Source organism: Anaerobacillus sp. ABA4_114 (assembly GCF_056159065.1).
In genome coordinates this window covers 2,347,521-2,365,301 of sequence record NZ_JBSWUM010000001.1, presented here as the reverse complement: position 1 = coordinate 2,365,301, position 17,781 = coordinate 2,347,521, and the positions used below count along the sequence as shown (strand labels likewise).

Sequence of the window (17,781 nt, the reverse complement as noted above, 5' to 3'; positions counted from 1 at the left end):
TAAGGAGGCAGGACATTGATTGAACGTTTATTAATTTTTAGTTTATTAACATCATTTATCATTGCAGTACTGGTCTCTCCAGTATTCATTCCATTCTTAAGGAGACTGAAATTCGGTCAGAGTATACGAGACGAAGGGCCGAAGTCTCACCAGAAAAAGTCAGGTACCCCAACGATGGGCGGACTTATTATCATTCTTGCAATCATTATTGGTACAGTAGCGATCGCGTTGAAGTACGATGAGATCTCTATGGAGATCTGGCTGTTGCTCTTCGTGACCGTCGGATATGCTTTGATTGGATTCTTAGATGACTTTATCAAGGTTGTTAAGAAACGAAACCTTGGTTTAACTTCAAAACAAAAGCTGCTTGGTCAAGTTTTCATCGCGATTCTTGTTTATTTTGGATTACGTACGATTGGATTTGACACAGCTATCCACGTTCCAGGAACAGAGTTGAGCTTTGACCTTGGCATCGGTTATGTTGTACTTCTTTTCGTTATGCTAGTCGGTGCTTCGAATGCCGTAAACTTAACAGACGGTCTAGATGGACTCGTTGCAGGAACATCAGCCATTGCGTTTGGAGCATTCGCGATTCTAGCGGCAGCTACATATATGTACGATGTAGCGATCTTCTCTGTAAGTGTTGTCGGTGCGGTACTTGGATTTCTAGTCTTCAATGCACATCCGGCAAAAGTGTTCATGGGTGATACTGGGTCTCTAGCATTAGGTGGTGCGCTAGCAGCTGTTGCGATTATGACGAAGCTCGAGTTACTTTTAGTTGTAATCGGTGGGGTATTCGTAATCGAGACCTTATCGGTCATCATTCAGGTAGCTTCATTTAAAACGACCGGTAACCGTGTGTTTAAGATGAGTCCTCTTCATCATCACTACGAACTTTCTGGTTGGACAGAATGGCGCGTAGTTGCAACATTCTGGACTGTTGGATTAATTTGTGCAGCGTTAGGCATTTATCTAGAGGTGTGGTTGTAATGAAGAACAAAGATTTTTACAATGGTCGTTCAGTATTAGTGATGGGGATTGCGAAAAGTGGGTTTGCTGCAGCAAAACTACTTCGCTCCCTTGGCGCTAATGTAGTGGTAAATGATCGAGAAGAAGTATCAAAAAACCCACAAGCACTGGAACTTAGTGAGGATGGGTTTAACGTAGTTGGAGGAGGACATCCGCTTTCATTGCTTGATGGCACTGAATTAATCGTAAAAAACCCTGGGATTCCATATCATAACCCACTTTTGCAGGAAGCTGAAAAACAAGGCATTCCAATCATTACTGAGGTAGAGGTGGCTGGAAAGATCTCTGAAGCACCTTTCATCGCAATAACGGGTTCGAACGGGAAAACGACGACGACGACGTTGATCGGTGAGTTGCTCAGTGGGACGAGCTCAAATCCAATCGTTGCTGGTAATATTGGGACAGTTGTCTGCGAAGTTGCAGCGAAAGCAACGCCAGATCAAACGCTCGTAACAGAGCTTTCTAGTTTCCAGCTTCAAGGTACGGAGGAATTTCATCCACACATCTCAGTTCTCCTGAATATTTATGAAGCTCATCTTGATTACCATGGTTCTAAAGAAGCCTATGCAAATGCAAAAGCTCGTATATTTGCTAATCAGAAAGAAGAAGATTACGCCGTATACAATGCTGACGATCCTCTCGTAACAGAATTTGCTCGCGCTTCAAATGCTACGTTAATTCCGTTTTCTGCAACTAAGCAGGTCGACGGTGTTACGATCGTCGATGGTTTTATCATGTTTAAAGGTGAGAAAGTAATCGAGATCGCTGATCTTTCAATGAAACAAAATATAGAAAATACGCTAGCTGCGATTGCAGTTGCAAAACTATCTGGGGTTTCGAATGAAAAGATTTATGAAGAACTTACGAATTTTCATGGCGTTAAACACCGTTTACAGTTCGTTGGAGAAGTAAAAGGTCGAAAGTTCTTCAACGATTCTAAAGCAACGAACTCCATCGCAACAAAAAAAGCACTGGATTCGTTCCAACAACCGGTAGTCTTGTTAGCGGGGGGACTCGATAGAGGAAATGATTTCGATGATCTTATTCCATATTTTCAAGAAAAAGTGAAACATCTCATAACTTTTGGCGAAACAGCACCAAAACTTCAAGATACTGCAAACAAAGCAGGATTGAAGAACGTAACAGTTGTCGATAATGTAGAAAAAGCTGTTCCTACAGCTTTCAATCTTTCAACAGATGGTGAAGTGATTTTATTGTCACCTGCATGTGCAAGTTGGGATCAATATAAAACGTTTGAAGAGCGTGGAGACATTTTTATTGACGCAATGCATAAACTCTAATGAAAGGTTGTCATGCTTATCCGAGAAGGGTGGGTAAATCGACGATAACGGGGTGTGGACTCATTGCCGAAAACAAAATCAACGCCAGACCTGATCTTTTTAACTGTGACACTTGCTCTGTTAGCAATCGGATTGGTAATGGTCTATAGTGCGAGTGCAGTATGGGCTTCTTATAAATTCGATGACGCCTTCTTCTTCGCAAAAAGACAGCTTCTTTTTGCAGGGGTTGGAGTCATTGCAATGTTCTTCGTAATGAATGTGGAATATTGGACGTGGAGAACGTGGTCGAAGTTAGGAATTATCATCTGCTTCTTTCTTTTAATACTTGTCCTGATCCCAGGGGTGGGATTAGTAAGAGGTGGAGCGAGAAGCTGGTTGGGTGTTGGTGCGTTTTCGATCCAACCCTCAGAGTTTACAAAGTTAGCGATGATTGCGTTTCTAGCGAAATACCTTTCAGAAAATCAGAAACGCATCACATCATTTAAAAAAGGACTCGTGCCATCACTAGGTCTTGTACTAGTAGCATTTGCGATGATCATGCTTCAGCCTGATCTCGGTACAGGTGCCGTTATGGTCGGTACCTGTGTCGTCATGATCTTCATTTCAGGTGCGAAGATTTCACATTTTGCATGGTTAGGGGTACTCGGGATAGCCGGCTTCATAGGGTTGATTCTCTCAGCACCTTATCGAATCGCTCGTATCACCTCTTACCTCGACCCGTGGAGTGATCCGCTCGGTAGCGGATTTCAAATTATTCAATCCCTCTATGCGATCGGACCAGGAGGATTGATGGGTCTTGGTCTAGGGCAAAGTAGACAAAAGTTTTATTATTTACCGGAACCTCAAACAGATTTCATATTTGCTATTCTGTCAGAGGAGCTTGGTTTTATTGGTGGAAGCTTCGTGATCTTATTGTTTGCGCTTCTCCTTTGGAGAGGGATCCGAATTGCACTTAGAGCACCTGACTTGTTTGGTAGCCTACTCGCTGTTGGGATTATCGGGATGGTGGCAATTCAAGTGATGATCAACATCGGAGTAGTAACTGGCTTAATGCCTGTTACGGGAATCACGCTTCCTTTTCTAAGCTATGGTGGATCCTCATTGACGCTTATGTTAGTAGCGATGGGAGTCTTGTTGAATATCAGCCGGTATGCAAAGTTTTAGATGTTAAAACAAGTTGAAATGACGCATAGAAGGTTTTCCTTAATCGTTCGGAAAGTTTTACTTCATATATACTAGTAGGAGTGAATCCCTGCTTGACTCCAGTGGTTCAAAGGGCGTTCGCCGACAGGAGCAAGAGGGATTCAAACTTCTTCGGCGTAGGTATTGCAAAAGTTTATGTTTTTCAATTAGCTAAGACGCTCCAATTGATGGAGCGTTTTTATATTGAAATTCTTTTTTTACTTAACAAAAGGCTAATTTAGTCGATATTTGACTTAGAAAACATTTTTCATGACTGAATAAAAAGCCCTAAAAATATGCTATAATGGTGAAAATAAGCAGTATTTCTTTATCATGCCGTGCGGTTGCCATGATATGAAATTGAGCACTTTGAAGAATTACATTTCAAGACGGGGGCAAAAGGATGGAAGATCGTAAAGTAGTAACGATAGAAGATCGGATTCCGACATTAAAAGCGCAGCGTAAACAGCGTGCAAACAGAAGACTGATCGTCTATTTATCAATCTTCTTCTTTTTAATTTTGTTGATTATTTACTTCCAATCTTCTCTGAGCCATATTCGTACGATACAAGTTTCAGGTAATCATTTTATCGCTACGAAAGAGATTGAGAAGTTGAGTGGTCTTGATCAAAGTGTTAGCTTTTGGAACATCAACAAAAAAGAAGTAGCATCCCAAATCGAAAGTTCAAAAGAAATAGCAAATGCAGACGTTACAAGACAATTTCCTGCTACGGTTAACATTGAAGTAACTGAGAATGAACGAGTAGCCTATCTGAAAAAAGGCACTAACTATTTTCCGATACTTCAGACCGGAACGATCCTCGATGCTTTAGGAAAGGGAGATACCCCTGTCAATGCACCGATTCTACTTCAATGGGATGAAAGTACAGAGCTGTCAGAGATGGCAGGAGAGTTAACAAAAGTAAAAATGAGTGTGATCAACCGAATTTCAGAGATTCACTACGAACCAAAAGAAAATAATGCATTCAACCTCACGTTATTTATGAGTGATGGGTATGAAGTTCGGACGAGCATCAGAAGTTTTGCAGAACGAATCAACAATTACCCATTGATCGTTAAGGAACTTAAGGACAAACCAAAAGGCGTTCTATTTTTAAATGAAGGAAGCTGGCTTGAACCTTATGAAACAGTCGTTGAAGAAAAATCCGAATCATAAGCGAGAAATTACCTATGAGTATCTTCCTAATGGACAAGGATGAGCTTTTTTGTACGAACCTTTATGATTCAGAGAATTTTACTTCTCTAGTATCCTAGAAAAGGCGAATTGAACCTTTTTGTATGGAGCTCAATCCTTGTCTTTTCTACATGTTCTACTTGGTGTAGACTTATACGTATGTTCTTTCTGTAAAGTAACAAAAGACTTAGAAACTACCAAATTTATTTTTTGAGTAAAACGACTAAAAAAACTTATAAAATATTGGTCAAAAGAAGGGAAATTAACGGTTTTGTGGAATAGTGTCCTTATATCGCATTCTTATGGCGATCAGTACCTTTCTGTTAAAAAGAGGTTTACTAACAGAAAAAAATGTGAATATAAAGGTGTTGGAGGTTTATTCGACCCTATTATAGAGAATTTACAAATACCTGAAATAGGTAGCAATTCGAAGGAGGTGCCAGGAGAATGAACAGCAACGAAGTATATGTGAGTCTAGACATCGGTACATCCAATGTGAAAGTGATCATTGGCCAGATGACAAACGATTCATTGAATATCCTTGGAGTAGGTAGTGCACCATCCGATGGAATTCGTAAAGGATCGATTGTGGATATAGATGAAACTGTTCGTTCAATTAAACAGGCAGTAGAAAATGCAGAAAGAATGGTAGGTTTATCGATTCGCTCCGTTATCGTTGGAATTAATGGAAATCATGTTCAGCTTCAGCCATGTCATGGAGTAGTGGCTGTTTCAAGTGAGGACCGTGAGATTCATGACGAAGACGTCGCGAGAGTAATTGATGCAGCACAGGTAGTCTCTATACCTCCTGAGCGTGAGATCATCGATGTGATCCCAGGTCAATTTGTGGTGGATGGGTTAGATGGCATCACAGACCCTAGAGGGATGATCGGTGTTCGTCTTGAAATGGAAGGCACGATTATTACAGGTTCTAAAACCGTATTACATAATTTATTGAGATGTGTTGAGAAAGCAGGCCTTGAAATTGCTGATATTTGTCTTCAGCCGCTAGCATGTGGTGCGATGGCTCTCTCTAAGGACGAAAAAAACCTAGGGGTGGCACTTGTGAACATGGGAGCAGGTTCGACGACAATTTCTATATTTGAAGAGGGTTCTCTCAAAGCGACTTCCGTTCTTCCTATCGGTGGAGATAACGTAACGAAAGACATTTCGATTGGTTTAAGAACAACGACTGAAGAAGCTGAACGGATCAAGATCAAGCATGGTAATGCCTTTGTTGATCTTGCTTCTGAAGAAGAGGCATTCACAGTGTCTACGATTGGAAGTTCAGCAGAACAAGAATTTAATCAGTTCGAATTGGCACATATTATAGAACCTCGTATTGAAGAGATGTTAGAATTGATAGAAGACGAGATTAGGCGTTTGGGAATACGCGAATTGCCTGGTGGATTTGTTCTTACCGGAGGAATGGTAGGAATGGATGGTATACTCGAGCTTGCAAGAGACGTACTTCAACATAATGTACGCGTTGCAGTTCCTGACTATATTGGAGTTCGTGAACCTCAATATACAACTGGCATTGGTCTAATCCAATTTACGTACAAAAACGTAAAGATTCAGGGCAAAGAAGTTGCAGCTTCGTTAAACCCTGAGGATGAAGTGAAGCCCAAGCGTAAAAGCAAACCTGAACCTCAGTCGGGGGAAAAGTCTTCTCCAGGAATGAAAGAAAAAGTTAAGAACTTCTTTAATTTATTTGTTGAATAAAGGGCATTACAAGATTAGGAGGACCTGAGATGTTAGAGTTTGATATGAATATGGAACAATTAGCACAAATAAAAGTAATCGGTGTCGGCGGTGGCGGAAGCAATGCTGTTAACCGAATGATTGAAAATGGAGTTCAAGGTGTAGAATTCATTGCTGTCAATACGGATGCACAGGCATTGAACCTTGCGAAAGCAGAAGTGAAAATGCAGATTGGTGGCAAATTGACTAGAGGTCTTGGTGCAGGTGCCAATCCTGAGATCGGTAAAAAAGCAGCTGAAGAAAGCAAAGAGCAGATCGAAGAAGCACTTCGTGGAGCAGATATGGTCTTCGTAACAGCTGGTATGGGAGGCGGAACTGGAACTGGAGCAGCTCCGGTCATTGCTGAGATCGCTAAAGAACTCGGCGCTCTAACTGTTGGGGTCGTTACGCGTCCGTTTACATTTGAAGGCCGAAAGCGTTCAACTCAAGCGGTATCTGGAATTGCGATGCTAAAAGAAAAGGTCGATACGTTGATCGTTATTCCTAACGACCGCCTACTTGAAATCGTTGACAAAAACACACCGATGCTAGAAGCGTTCCGTGAAGCGGATAACGTACTTCGCCAAGGTGTACAAGGTATTTCAGACTTAATCGCTGTACCAGGTCTTATTAACCTTGACTTTGCAGACGTGAAAACGATCATGACTGAAAGAGGATCTGCATTGATGGGAATCGGAATCGCAACAGGTGAGAACCGTGCTTCTGAAGCTGCGAAAAAAGCGATTTCTAGTCCGTTGCTTGAAACGTCAATAGATGGCGCTAAAGGTGTTCTTATGAACATTACAGGTGGATCTAACCTGAGTCTTTATGAAGTAAACGAAGCAGCTGATATCGTTTCTTCAGCTTCAGATGAAAATGTGAACATGATTTTCGGTTCAGTAATTAACGAAGAACTTAAAGACGAAATCCTTGTAACAGTGATCGCGACTGGATTCGACGAGAACGAAAACAAGAAAAAATCTGTTCCTCGCCCTTCTACTCAGTCTAAACAGGGTGCACCAATTCAGCAGCCGAAACAAGAAGAGGAAGAAGTACAGCAACCAGAACCTTCAAAGTTTGGTTCTCGCGTAGAGGAATCTAACGATACACTAGATATTCCTACTTTCTTGCGTAACCGTAAGCGCAGAAGATAATTGTTTTAAAACCAGCTCATACTTGAGCTGGTTTTTTTATTGGTTTTGAAAGGGGTTTAATATTCCGTTTCTAAACGCGAAACTTCGCTTTTCGGATGTCCAGCTCCAAAAGCCAGGCTCTCGATCGCTTCACCTTTTCGAATGAACACAAAAAGCGTGTTCCTTCGAAAAGCTTCCAGCGCTTGTCGAGCCTAATCGGCTTTTTCCGCTTTTCGTGATGTCCAGCTGCGTTTCGCAGACACTGCGTCATTTCGCTCTTACAAATGAACACAAAGACCGTGTTCTTTTGTAAGCGCTCCAATGACTCCGTGTCTAAACGCGAAACTTCGCTTTTCTTGATGTCCAGCTGCGTTTCGCAGAAACTACAAGATTTCGCTCTTTCAATTGAACACAAAGAACGTGGTCTATTGAAAGCGCTCCAATCTTTCCGTTTCTAAACGCGAAACTTCGCTTTTCGAGATGTCCAGCTGCGACTTGCAGAAACTATGAAATTTCGCTCTTTCAAATGAACACAAAAAGCGTGTTCACATGAAAGCGCTCCAATTTCTCCGTTTCTAAACGCTCGTCTTCGCTTTTCTTTATATTTTTCAAATTTTTCTGTAAAGGTGGTTGTGTTTGTGAAGGATGACACGTATAATGTCCCTTATATAAAAACAAACGTCCTTTTCAGGAGGACATAAGGGAGTGGAGAATATGAAGGAGAGCGTATCTGTAGGACTGTTAGGACTTGGGACTGTTGGTAGTGGAGTGGTACATATGATTGAGTCCCATCAGGAGGAGCTTCAACAGCGCGTTGGTTGTGTGGTGAAGGTAGGAAAGGTTCTCGTTCGAGATATTGAGAAAAACAGAGGGGTCGATGTTAACGAGGAGTTGTTAACACAGGATCCAGATGAAGTGATCAATAATCCTGAAGTAGATGTAGTGATCGAAGTAATGGGTGGTATCGACCAAGCGAAAGAGTATATCCTTGCTTCGTTAAAAAATAAAAAACATGTTGTAACAGCCAACAAGGATTTAATGGCTTTACATGGAAGAGAGTTATTAACGGCTGCGGTTGAAAATGAAAGTGACCTCTTCTATGAAGCTAGTGTTGCGGGTGGTATTCCAATTCTTAGAAGTTTAGTAGAAGGTCTATCCTCTGATCGAATCACAAAGCTGATGGGGATTGTGAACGGCACGACAAACTATATCCTCACAAAAATGACTAAAAACAATGTGCCGTATGAAAGTGTATTAAAAGAAGCACAGGATCTAGGCTTTGCTGAGGCTGACCCAACTGCTGACGTGGAAGGGCTAGATGCAGCTCGGAAAGTCGTCATCCTCGGAACACTCGGGTTTTCGATGAAAGTAGGATTAGATGACGTCAAGATTAAAGGGATCACTGAAGTTGATGCTGAAGATATTTCTTATAGTAAAAAACTAGGGTATACTATCAAACTACTATCGATTGCAAGTTCAGAAAACGGATCGATCGAACTTTCTGTTCAGCCAACTCTATTGCCATCACGCCATCCGCTTGCTTCTGTAAATGATGAGTACAATGCTGTTTATGTGTATGGAGAGGCAGTCGGAGAAACGATGTTCTATGGTCCTGGTGCAGGTCAACTACCAACAGCTACAGCGGTTGTATCTGACCTAGTCGCCGTTATCAAAAACATGCGTCTTGGAGTAAATGGTAAGAGTGTCATTCTTCCTCAACATGAACGTAAGCTGAAGAAAGATGATGAAATTAAGAGCAAATACTTCATCAGATTGTTTGTAAAAGATGAAGCTGGAGCATTTTCAAAGATTTCACACTTATTTAAGGATCATGGAATCAGTCTTGAAAAGTTAATCCAAGAACCAGTGATTAATAATGGAACTGCAGAGCTCGTCATCATCACTCATGAAACGAATCATCAAGCATTCGAAGACGTTCATAGTCAACTCAATGATTTAGATGTGGTGGTCGAGGTGAAAAGCAGGTATCGAGTGGAGGGAATGTGATGTCAGTCTGGAACGGGTTGTTAAAACACTATGAGAATTTTTTACCGATTACTGAAGATACTCCTGCACTAAGTTTAAATGAGGGGAATACCCCTCTACTTAAATTAAATACGCTGTCAGAAGAGCTTGGAATTTCTCTACACGTAAAGATTGAAGGAGCGAACCCAACAGGATCGTTTAAAGATAGAGGTATGGTAATGGCAGTAGCAAAAGCGAAGGAAGAAGGTAGCGATGCAATCATTTGTGCTTCGACGGGGAATACTGCAGCAGCAGCTGCTGCGTACGGAGCAAGAGCTGGCTTACGTTGCATCATCGTTATTCCAAAAGGAAAGGTCGCATTAGGAAAATTAGCGCAGGCTATGATTTACGGTGCAGAAATCTTTGAAATCGATGGGAATTTTGATGAAGCGCTTCGTATGGTTCGTTCGATTGCAGAGACTGAACCGATCACTCTCGTTAATTCAGTGAATCCATATCGCTTGGAAGGACAAAAGACAGCCGCTTTTGAAGTATGTGATCAACTTGGAAAATCCCCTGATGTGCTAGCGATTCCAGTAGGAAACGCTGGAAACATCTCAGCTTACTGGAAAGGATTTAAAGAATATCTTTCAGATGAGAAAAAGCCTCAGATGAGAGGATTTGAAGCAGAGGGTTCTGCAGCCATCGTCAAAAAGAAAATCATACAAAACCCAGAAACAATCGCTACTGCGATCAGGATTGGAAACCCAGCCAGCTGGCAGTTAGCGGAAGACGCTGTCGTAGAATCCGGTGGTAAAATCGACAGCGTTACAGATGAAGAGATCTTAAATGCTTATCAGCTTCTTGCAAAAAAAGAAGGAGTGTTTGCAGAACCAGCATCATGTGCTTCAATCGCCGGAGTTTTGAAACAAGTGGCTTCAAATGAAATACAAGAAGGAAGCACAGTCGTTGCTGTTTTAACAGGAAACGGACTAAAAGATCCGTCAACAGCTATGGATACTGTTCTCGTCAAGCCGCGGGTGGTTGCTGCTGATAAAGGAAGTTTTCTCGAGGAGTTAAAGGGATGTGTTAGTCATTGAAACAACCTGTCTCATTAAAAATTCCAGGAAGTACTTCAAATCTTGGCCCGGGGTTTGATTCGATCGGTCTTGCGATAAATCGTTATCTTCATGTAAAGTTCGAACCTTCGTCTGAGTGGGCTTTTTACTACATTGGTTTTCAAGAAACGTTTCCTCAAGGTAAGGAAAACTTGGTTTACAAAGTGATCGAATCGATCGCAGTGTCGGTACAGAAAACCCCTGAACCGCAACGCGTAACGATGACGAGTGAATTACCTCTTGAACGAGGACTTGGAAGTAGCGCGGCAGCAATCGTAGCTGGCGTGGAAATTGCAGACATCACGATGGGGCTTGCGCTTACTTCTAAGGAAAAAGTAAGGTATGCTGCTGAGTTTGAAGGGCATGCGGATAATGTCGCTGCTTCCATATATGGAGGGCTTGTCATCGCATCAGGACTTGGTGACCTTGATTCTGTCGTTCAAAACGTTGAAAATGTTGAATTCGTTGCCTTAATACCAGAACGAAAATTAAAAACAACTGACTCACGCTCTGTTCTTCCAAAGAGTCTGACCTTTGAAGAAGCAGTCAAAGCAAGTAGTGTTGCAAATGTCTTTACAGCAGCTGCAGTGAGCAATAATTGGCAACAAGCAGGAGCTTTGATGAATGAAGATTTATTTCATCAACCATACAGAAAACATTTTGTCCCAGATCTTGAACGTGTTCAGCGTTTAGCTGTCGATTGGGGAGCTTATGGTGCAGCCTTGAGTGGCGCGGGTCCAACTTTGTTAATCTTTACACCAATAGGGACAGCTAAGAAACTAAAAGCAGTAATGGAAGCGAATTTAACGGGATATGATTGCGTAGAGCTTTTCCCTACGAACACAGGAGTACAGCGAATGAATGATGTTTTGCAACGGTGATCGTACTTTAGTCGTCCAGTGATGGACGGCTTTTTTTGCGCTAAGGGTGACAAAAATAGTGACAATTATGCAAAATAACCTCGGTATTCGCGGCACGATTTGACAGTCTTTCAATCCAAACTAGTCTATACTAGAATTCAAATTCGATAGGGAGGAGCCAGCAGGTGGCTGTATATCTGGACGTAATATGGCTGTTGAACGTTTGCTTTGATTACATGCTATTGATGCTTACCAGTTTGTTGCTTAAGCGTCATGTTCGTAAAAGACGACTTGCTGCTGGCGCTCTATTCGCTTCGTTATATGTCATTTTTCTTTTTATTCCTGGGTTGGAGTTTATGGTCCATCCGATTGTGAAATTATTTTATTCGTTTATCATCGTAAGCATAACGTTTGGGTTTACAAGGTTTCGAAGCTTCATTCAAAGTTGGCTGCTGTTCTATTTTGTCACGTTTATTATCGGTGGAGGCATGCTTGGTGCGCACTATTTTTTAAAACAGGAAGTAGGTGTTTATAACGGAGCGATCGCTACACAGGGGAGTGGATTTGGAGATCCTGTCAGCTGGGTGTTTGTGCTAGTTGGTTTTCCATCCGTATGGTTTTTTTCTAAGAAAAGGTTAGGTGATATCGAGACGAAAAAAATTCACTATGACCAAATAGCCAGCGTTAAAATCATGATCGATGATGTGATCGTGACTGCACCAGCACTTATCGACAGTGGGAATCAACTAAAGGATCCATTATCAGGAGCCCCCGTCATGATTCTCGATATGACCATCCATGCAAACCATTTTTCAGAGAACTTTCTTAAAAAAGCAAAAAATGTAACTGACTTTCAAAGTGAGGGAGAGGTGGACAGGTGGGAGCATCGGCTTAGAATCGTTCCATTTCGAGCCGTCGGACAAGATCATCAATTTTTATGTGCGATAAAGCCTGACGCAGTGGAAATTTCAACGAATGAAGAAACGATCGTTGTCAAAAAAGTACTAGTAGGGCTCAGTTTCCAGTCATTATCAGGGGAGAAAGAGTACAGTTGCATCCTTCATCCCAAAATGCTAGCTGAAAAGGCAAATGCTTCTTAAAGATAAGAAACAAACAGATTGAGGAGGTTTACTGCATGGGCAAATTAAAGATAAAAGTTGTACTCTGGTGGCAGAGAATCTTAATCAAACTCGGAATTAAACCTGACGAAATCTATTACATAGGAGGAAGTGAAGCACTTCCGCCTCCTTTGACGAAAGAAGAAGAAGCCCATCTTTTGATTAAATTGCCTGGTGGTGATAAGGCTGCACGATCGATTTTAATCGAAAGAAACTTGCGCCTCGTTGTTTATATCGCACGTAAGTTTGAAAACACAGGGATTAATATTGAAGACTTGATCAGTATCGGAACGATCGGGCTGATCAAAGCTGTCAACACATTCAATCCTGAAAAGAAAATCAAGCTAGCAACATATGCTTCTAGGTGTATTGAAAATGAGATCTTGATGTTTCTGCGTCGTAATAATAAAATTCGTTCGGAGGTTTCATTCGATGAACCTCTTAATGTCGATTGGGATGGAAACGAACTGCTCTTATCTGATGTATTGGGAACTGATGAAGATATCATCACAAAAGGAATCGACGCACGAGTAGACCGGAAATTGCTTGTGAAAGCTCTTGAAACATTGAACCCTCGAGAAAAGCAGATCATGGAACTAAGGTTCGGTCTTGCAGGCGATGAAGAGAAAACACAGAAAGATGTTGCTGATCTTCTCGGTATTTCTCAATCTTACATCTCCAGGCTAGAAAAGCGTATCATCAAAAGGCTTCGAAAAGAATTCAACAAGATGGTCTAACATTCTTAAAATGATAAATGCATAATTTTCCCACTCTCGGAGATACTTTACTTTGACAGCATCTCCGATGAGGAGGGAAAGAGTTGACACGAAACAAAGTCGAGATTTGTGGAGTAGATACATCCAAACTTCCGGTTCTGAAAAATGAAAAGATGAGAGTTCTTTTCAAACAGATGCAGGAAGGTGATATTTCTGCAAGAGAAGAGCTAGTAAATGGAAATTTACGTCTCGTTTTGAGCGTCATTCAACGGTTTAACAATCGTGGTGAATACGTTGATGATCTCTTTCAGGTCGGATGTATTGGTCTTATGAAATCCATTGATAACTTCGATTTATCGCAAAACGTGAAATTCTCAACTTACGCAGTGCCGATGATTATCGGTGAAATACGACGATATCTCAGGGACAACAACCCGATCAGGGTTTCAAGATCGCTTCGAGATATTGCCTATAAATCCCTCCAGATCAGGGACAAATTGATGACGAAAAACTCCAAAGAGCCGAATCCAACTGAGATTGCAAAGGAACTCGGTGTAACGAAGGAAGAGGTTGTCTTCGCTCTTGATGCCATTCAAGACCCTGTCTCGTTATTTGAGCCGATTTACAATGATGGTGGAGATCCGATTTTCGTAATGGATCAAATTAGCGATGATAAGCAGAAGGACTTTCATTGGCTAGAAGACATCGCATTAAAAGAAGCAATGATGAGACTGAATCAACGGGAGAACATGATTCTTCAAATGCGTTTCTTTCAAGGGAAGACGCAGATGGAAGTAGCAGATGAGATCGGAATTTCTCAAGCTCAAGTATCACGGCTTGAAAAGGCAGCAATCCAGCAAATGAATAAAAATATACAAAGTTAGAACGAGACCTGTTAAACAGGTCTTTTCTATTGCCCACTTTTCATATAATAAAATGGAAAGGTGGAGGTGTGATGATAAAAATCTCTGAATTTCAAGTTAAGGATGTTGTAAATGTATCGAACGGAAAAAAACTTGGACATATAGCCGATCTAGAAATAAACTTGACGACAGGTAAAATCGAAGCGATCGTTATCCCGGGTCAAGGAAAAATGATGGGTTTTTTTGCGCGTGAGAGTGATCTCGTGATTCCTTGGCGCAACATCGTAAAAATAGGTTCCGATGTTATATTAGTTAAATATTACGATTCATCAGATTCAGAATCTTTCCAAAAAGAGTCATGAGTAGCCAATATCTCACAATCTATATCCCTTCTTCTCAACATATTATGATAAAATAGAGTGTAAACTTGTATAGAAATGAAGGGATATAGCTGTGGGAAACGAACTGTTTTTAGATACTTCTGACATGACTACTTTGGCACTTCATTTCGGAAGAGATGCAGGTCTTGTCAAAGCTGGGTTTTCGACTCGGTTGAACGGTGTAAGTAAAGATCCGTTCGCTAGTCTAAACCTCGGTTATCATGTGCCTGACCATCCAGTAGACGTGTTGACCAATAGAAAAATATTTAGTAAGGCGATAGGCACACCGCTCGAGAATTGGGTAGTTGCAGAGCAAATTCATGGAAATGATATTGCTCACATAACTGTGAATGATTTAGGGCGCGGGACGTTTGATCATGAAACCGCAATACGTGGTATGGACGGTATGTATACGGATGAAAAAGGTTTGATGTTGGCAGCAATGTATGCTGATTGTGTACCCGTATATTTTTACTCCCCTTCCGCGAAAAGGGTTGGAATAGCCCACGCAGGCTGGAAAGGAACAACGAAAGATATTGCTGGAGAGATGATTCAAAGGTGGCAAGATGATGGTATCGACCCTAAAGATATCGTAACTGCAATAGGGCCATCGATCGGAAAATGCTGTTATGAAGTTGATGACAGGGTGATCGAAAACGTAATCGAGGTGGCATCCTATTCTGAACAATTCTTCACACATAACGAAGGTACGTATCAGCTGGATTTAAAAGCTGTGAATAAACACTTATTGTTAAAAGCAGGCGTATTAGAAGACAACATTCTTGTGAGTGACTATTGTACAAGCTGCAGTGACCTGTTTTTCTCTCATCGAAGCGAACATGGCAAAACTGGAAGAATGATGGGTTACATTGGTCTTGAGGAGGTTTAACAGGAAAGTGGAAGTAAAGACGAAATTAGAAGAAATCATTTCTAACATCGAAGCCGCTTCACATCGATCGAATCGAAATTCAGAAGATGTGAACGTGATCGCAGTTACGAAATACGTTAGTGTAGAGCGTGCGAAAGAAGCAGTCGAAGCTGGTATCACTCATCTTGGGGAAAATCGTCAAGAAGGCTTGGTGGAAAAAGTCGCAGCATTCGAACACCAGCCAATATGGCATTTCATCGGGACGTTGCAATCACGTAAAGTCAAGGATGTCATCGATCACGTAGATTACATTCATTCCCTCGATCGACGCTCTCTTGCAAAAGAGATCAATAAGAGAGCAACAAAGAAAGTGAAATGCTTTGTACAAGTCAATGTTTCTGGAGAAGAATCGAAACACGGTTTAGCGGTTGAACAAGTCATGCCGTTCGTAGAGTCTCTAGAAAACTATCCAAATATTGAAGTAGTAGGTTTGATGACGATGGCACCTCATATTAAGGATCCTGACGAAATCAGATCTGTCTTTGAAAAGCTTAGAGAACTTAGAACGAGCATCCAGGAGCGTTCGTTTGATTACGCGCCATGTAAAGAGCTTTCGATGGGGATGTCAAATGATTATGAGATTGCTGTTGAAGAAGGTGCAACGTTTGTTCGTATCGGATCGTCACTTGTTGGTTAATATCAAAACTAACTCTCCCGGAGGTGCAGGGAATGGGAATTAAAACAAAGTTTAAGCAGTTCTTTGAACTCGATGATGAACAAATCGAGTTCGAGGATGATGTTCATACGACGTATGCTGAGGATGATGAGATGGAGAATTCTAGGGTGAGTCGGAACCATAATAAACAGAAACAGACGAATCAATCCAATCAAAATGTTGTGAGTCTTCAAAGTATCCACAAGAACTCTAGAGTTGTACTTGTTGAACCTAGAGTGTATGCTGAAGCTCAGGATATTGCTGATCATATAAAAAACCGAAAATCTGTCGTAATGAATCTGCAACAGATTCCACATGACCAAGCGAAGAGAATCGTTGATTTCTTGAGTGGTACGGTTTATGCTCTTGGCGGTGATATTCAGAAACTCGGTCCCGACACGTTCATGTGTACTCCGGATAATGTTGAAATCTCCGGCAATATTACCGATGAAATATTTGAAGACTAGCTTCTAAGGAAGGTGAAGAATTTGGAAATTGCTTATTTATTAGCACAAGCTTTACGGATTTACTCATGGATATTAATCATTTATATCTTCATGTCTTGGATTCCAAATGCTAGAGAATCCTCTATTGGACAAATGATTGCAAGAATTGCAGAACCTTATCTTGCGCCGTTTCGCAAAATCATCCCGCCTATCGGTGGAATGTTAGATATTTCTCCTATCGTAGCTATTTTTGCACTACAGTTTGCGCAGTATGGAATCGTTGCTCTCTTTGGAATGATCCTATAATTCCATGTCGATATACGAACACTATCGTCCTGAAGAAAGAACGTTTGTTGATCGTGTGTTAGAGTGGCAAGGGGAAGTTGAAGACAGATACTCTCCGAAACTCACTGATTTCCTAGATCCACGAGAGCAGGATATCGTTACACAAGTAATTGGAAATCATCCCGATGTGAGCGTATCTTTTTCAGGAGGCGTGGACGGAGCAGAACGGCAGCGTGCACTGCTTCTTCCACCTTATATAACAGCAACAGCTGAAGATTATGACATAGCTGCATTAAACATTACATATCCCTCAAAATTCGTTACATTATCGCACCCAGATCTTCTCGGTGCGCTGATGGGACTTGGATTAAAGCGGGAAAAGTTTGGTGATATTTTTGTGCAGGATGGACTTGCACAGCTTATCGTAGCTAAAGAAGTAGCGGATTATATTAAGATGAATCTAACTCAAGCTGGTAAAGCTTCGATCACGCCAGAGGTGATTTCACCATCACAGATCGACGTTCCTCCTATAAGGTGGGAGGAACAATCGGGTACCGTTAGTAGCCTTCGCCTCGATGCTGTATTAGCAGAGATATACAATCTATCTAGGTCAAAGGTATCTCCTATGATCGAACATGAGCGTGCTAAACTTAATTGGAAAGTCGTCGATCAACCCGCAACCGAAGTAAAAGCGGGAGATTATTTATCCCTAAGGGGTTCGGGGAGAAGTAAGGTGAATTCGATCGACGGTAAAACAAAGAAAGAAAAATGGCGAATCACGTATAGTAAAAGAAAATAATTTGACAAATTTAGAAGGATTGCCCGTAGAGATTGTCGAATTACGAGTTGGGACATAAAAGAGAG

18 protein-coding genes are annotated in these 17,781 nt (G+C 41.4%); all 18 read left to right on the top strand.

Annotated features, from left to right (window positions below):
* Positions 1–15: 15 nt before the first annotated feature.
* The 18 genes from mraY (at position 16) to ACXAEY_RS11855 (ending at position 17,716) form a co-directional block, all read left to right on the top strand.
* The gene (gene mraY / locus ACXAEY_RS11940) at positions 16–990 is read left to right on the top strand and encodes a phospho-N-acetylmuramoyl-pentapeptide-transferase (RefSeq protein WP_270181787.1); all 975 of its coding nucleotides are present in this window, start codon (positions 16–18) and stop codon (positions 988–990) included.
* A complete protein-coding gene (murD, locus tag ACXAEY_RS11935) occupies positions 990–2,330 on the top strand; it encodes a UDP-N-acetylmuramoyl-L-alanine--D-glutamate ligase (protein ID WP_474812169.1) in 1,341 nt (446 codons plus the stop codon). Before mraY ends, murD begins: the two co-directional genes overlap by 1 nt.
* A gap of 63 nt (positions 2,331–2,393) precedes the next feature.
* Positions 2,394–3,494: a stage V sporulation protein E gene (gene spoVE, locus ACXAEY_RS11930; RefSeq protein WP_270181789.1), complete on the top strand. Its 1,101-nt coding sequence runs from the start codon at positions 2,394–2,396 to the stop codon at positions 3,492–3,494.
* 421 nt (positions 3,495–3,915) lie between these two features.
* Positions 3,916–4,689 carry a cell division protein FtsQ/DivIB gene (locus tag ACXAEY_RS11925; protein ID WP_270181790.1) on the top strand — a complete coding sequence of 258 codons (774 nt, stop codon included), beginning with the start codon at positions 3,916–3,918 and terminating at the stop codon, positions 4,687–4,689.
* Positions 4,690–5,154: 465 nt separating this feature from the next.
* On the top strand, positions 5,155–6,432 hold the full coding sequence (gene ftsA / locus ACXAEY_RS11920) for a cell division protein FtsA (protein ID WP_270181791.1): 1,278 nt from the start codon (positions 5,155–5,157) through the stop codon (positions 6,430–6,432).
* A gap of 29 nt (positions 6,433–6,461) precedes the next feature.
* Positions 6,462–7,604, top strand: coding sequence for a cell division protein FtsZ (gene ftsZ, locus ACXAEY_RS11915; RefSeq protein WP_270181792.1), 1,143 nt, complete (start codon positions 6,462–6,464; stop codon positions 7,602–7,604).
* Positions 7,605–8,297: 693 nt separating this feature from the next.
* Positions 8,298–9,590, top strand: coding sequence for a homoserine dehydrogenase (locus ACXAEY_RS11910; RefSeq protein ID WP_270182058.1), 1,293 nt, complete (start codon positions 8,298–8,300; stop codon positions 9,588–9,590).
* Positions 9,590–10,648 (top strand): threonine synthase, encoded by a 1,059-nt coding sequence (thrC, locus tag ACXAEY_RS11905; RefSeq protein ID WP_270181793.1) that lies wholly within the window; start codon positions 9,590–9,592, stop codon positions 10,646–10,648. The genes ACXAEY_RS11910 and thrC overlap by 1 nt, the downstream gene beginning before the upstream one ends.
* Positions 10,645–11,547 carry a homoserine kinase gene (thrB, locus tag ACXAEY_RS11900; protein WP_270181794.1) on the top strand — a complete coding sequence of 301 codons (903 nt, stop codon included), beginning with the start codon at positions 10,645–10,647 and terminating at the stop codon, positions 11,545–11,547. The genes thrC and thrB overlap by 4 nt, the downstream gene beginning before the upstream one ends.
* A gap of 164 nt (positions 11,548–11,711) precedes the next feature.
* Positions 11,712–12,626, top strand: coding sequence for a sigma-E processing peptidase SpoIIGA (gene spoIIGA, locus ACXAEY_RS11895; protein ID WP_474812165.1), 915 nt, complete (start codon positions 11,712–11,714; stop codon positions 12,624–12,626).
* 35 nt (positions 12,627–12,661) lie between these two features.
* Positions 12,662–13,381: an RNA polymerase sporulation sigma factor SigE gene (gene sigE / locus ACXAEY_RS11890; protein WP_270181796.1), complete on the top strand. Its 720-nt coding sequence runs from the start codon at positions 12,662–12,664 to the stop codon at positions 13,379–13,381.
* An 83-nt stretch (positions 13,382–13,464) separates the two neighbouring features.
* Positions 13,465–14,244: an RNA polymerase sporulation sigma factor SigG gene (gene sigG / locus ACXAEY_RS11885; protein WP_270181797.1), complete on the top strand. Its 780-nt coding sequence runs from the start codon at positions 13,465–13,467 to the stop codon at positions 14,242–14,244.
* Between the two features lie 71 nt (positions 14,245–14,315).
* Positions 14,316–14,585 carry a YlmC/YmxH family sporulation protein gene (locus tag ACXAEY_RS11880; protein WP_224881928.1) on the top strand — a complete coding sequence of 90 codons (270 nt, stop codon included), beginning with the start codon at positions 14,316–14,318 and terminating at the stop codon, positions 14,583–14,585.
* Between the two features lie 91 nt (positions 14,586–14,676).
* Positions 14,677–15,492 carry a peptidoglycan editing factor PgeF gene (gene pgeF / locus ACXAEY_RS11875; protein ID WP_474812163.1) on the top strand — a complete coding sequence of 272 codons (816 nt, stop codon included), beginning with the start codon at positions 14,677–14,679 and terminating at the stop codon, positions 15,490–15,492.
* Positions 15,493–15,499: 7 nt separating this feature from the next.
* Positions 15,500–16,168 carry a YggS family pyridoxal phosphate-dependent enzyme gene (locus ACXAEY_RS11870; RefSeq protein ID WP_474812161.1) on the top strand — a complete coding sequence of 223 codons (669 nt, stop codon included), beginning with the start codon at positions 15,500–15,502 and terminating at the stop codon, positions 16,166–16,168.
* A gap of 32 nt (positions 16,169–16,200) precedes the next feature.
* Positions 16,201–16,653: a cell division protein SepF gene (locus tag ACXAEY_RS11865; RefSeq protein ID WP_270181800.1), complete on the top strand. Its 453-nt coding sequence runs from the start codon at positions 16,201–16,203 to the stop codon at positions 16,651–16,653.
* A 12-nt stretch (positions 16,654–16,665) separates the two neighbouring features.
* Positions 16,666–16,938 (top strand): YggT family protein, encoded by a 273-nt coding sequence (locus ACXAEY_RS11860; RefSeq protein WP_442865166.1) that lies wholly within the window; start codon positions 16,666–16,668, stop codon positions 16,936–16,938.
* Positions 16,939–16,942: 4 nt separating this feature from the next.
* Entirely contained in the window at positions 16,943–17,716 is a 774-nt protein-coding gene (locus ACXAEY_RS11855; RefSeq protein ID WP_474812158.1) for a YlmH family RNA-binding protein, read from the top strand.
* The last annotated feature ends 65 nt before the right edge of the window (positions 17,717–17,781 follow it).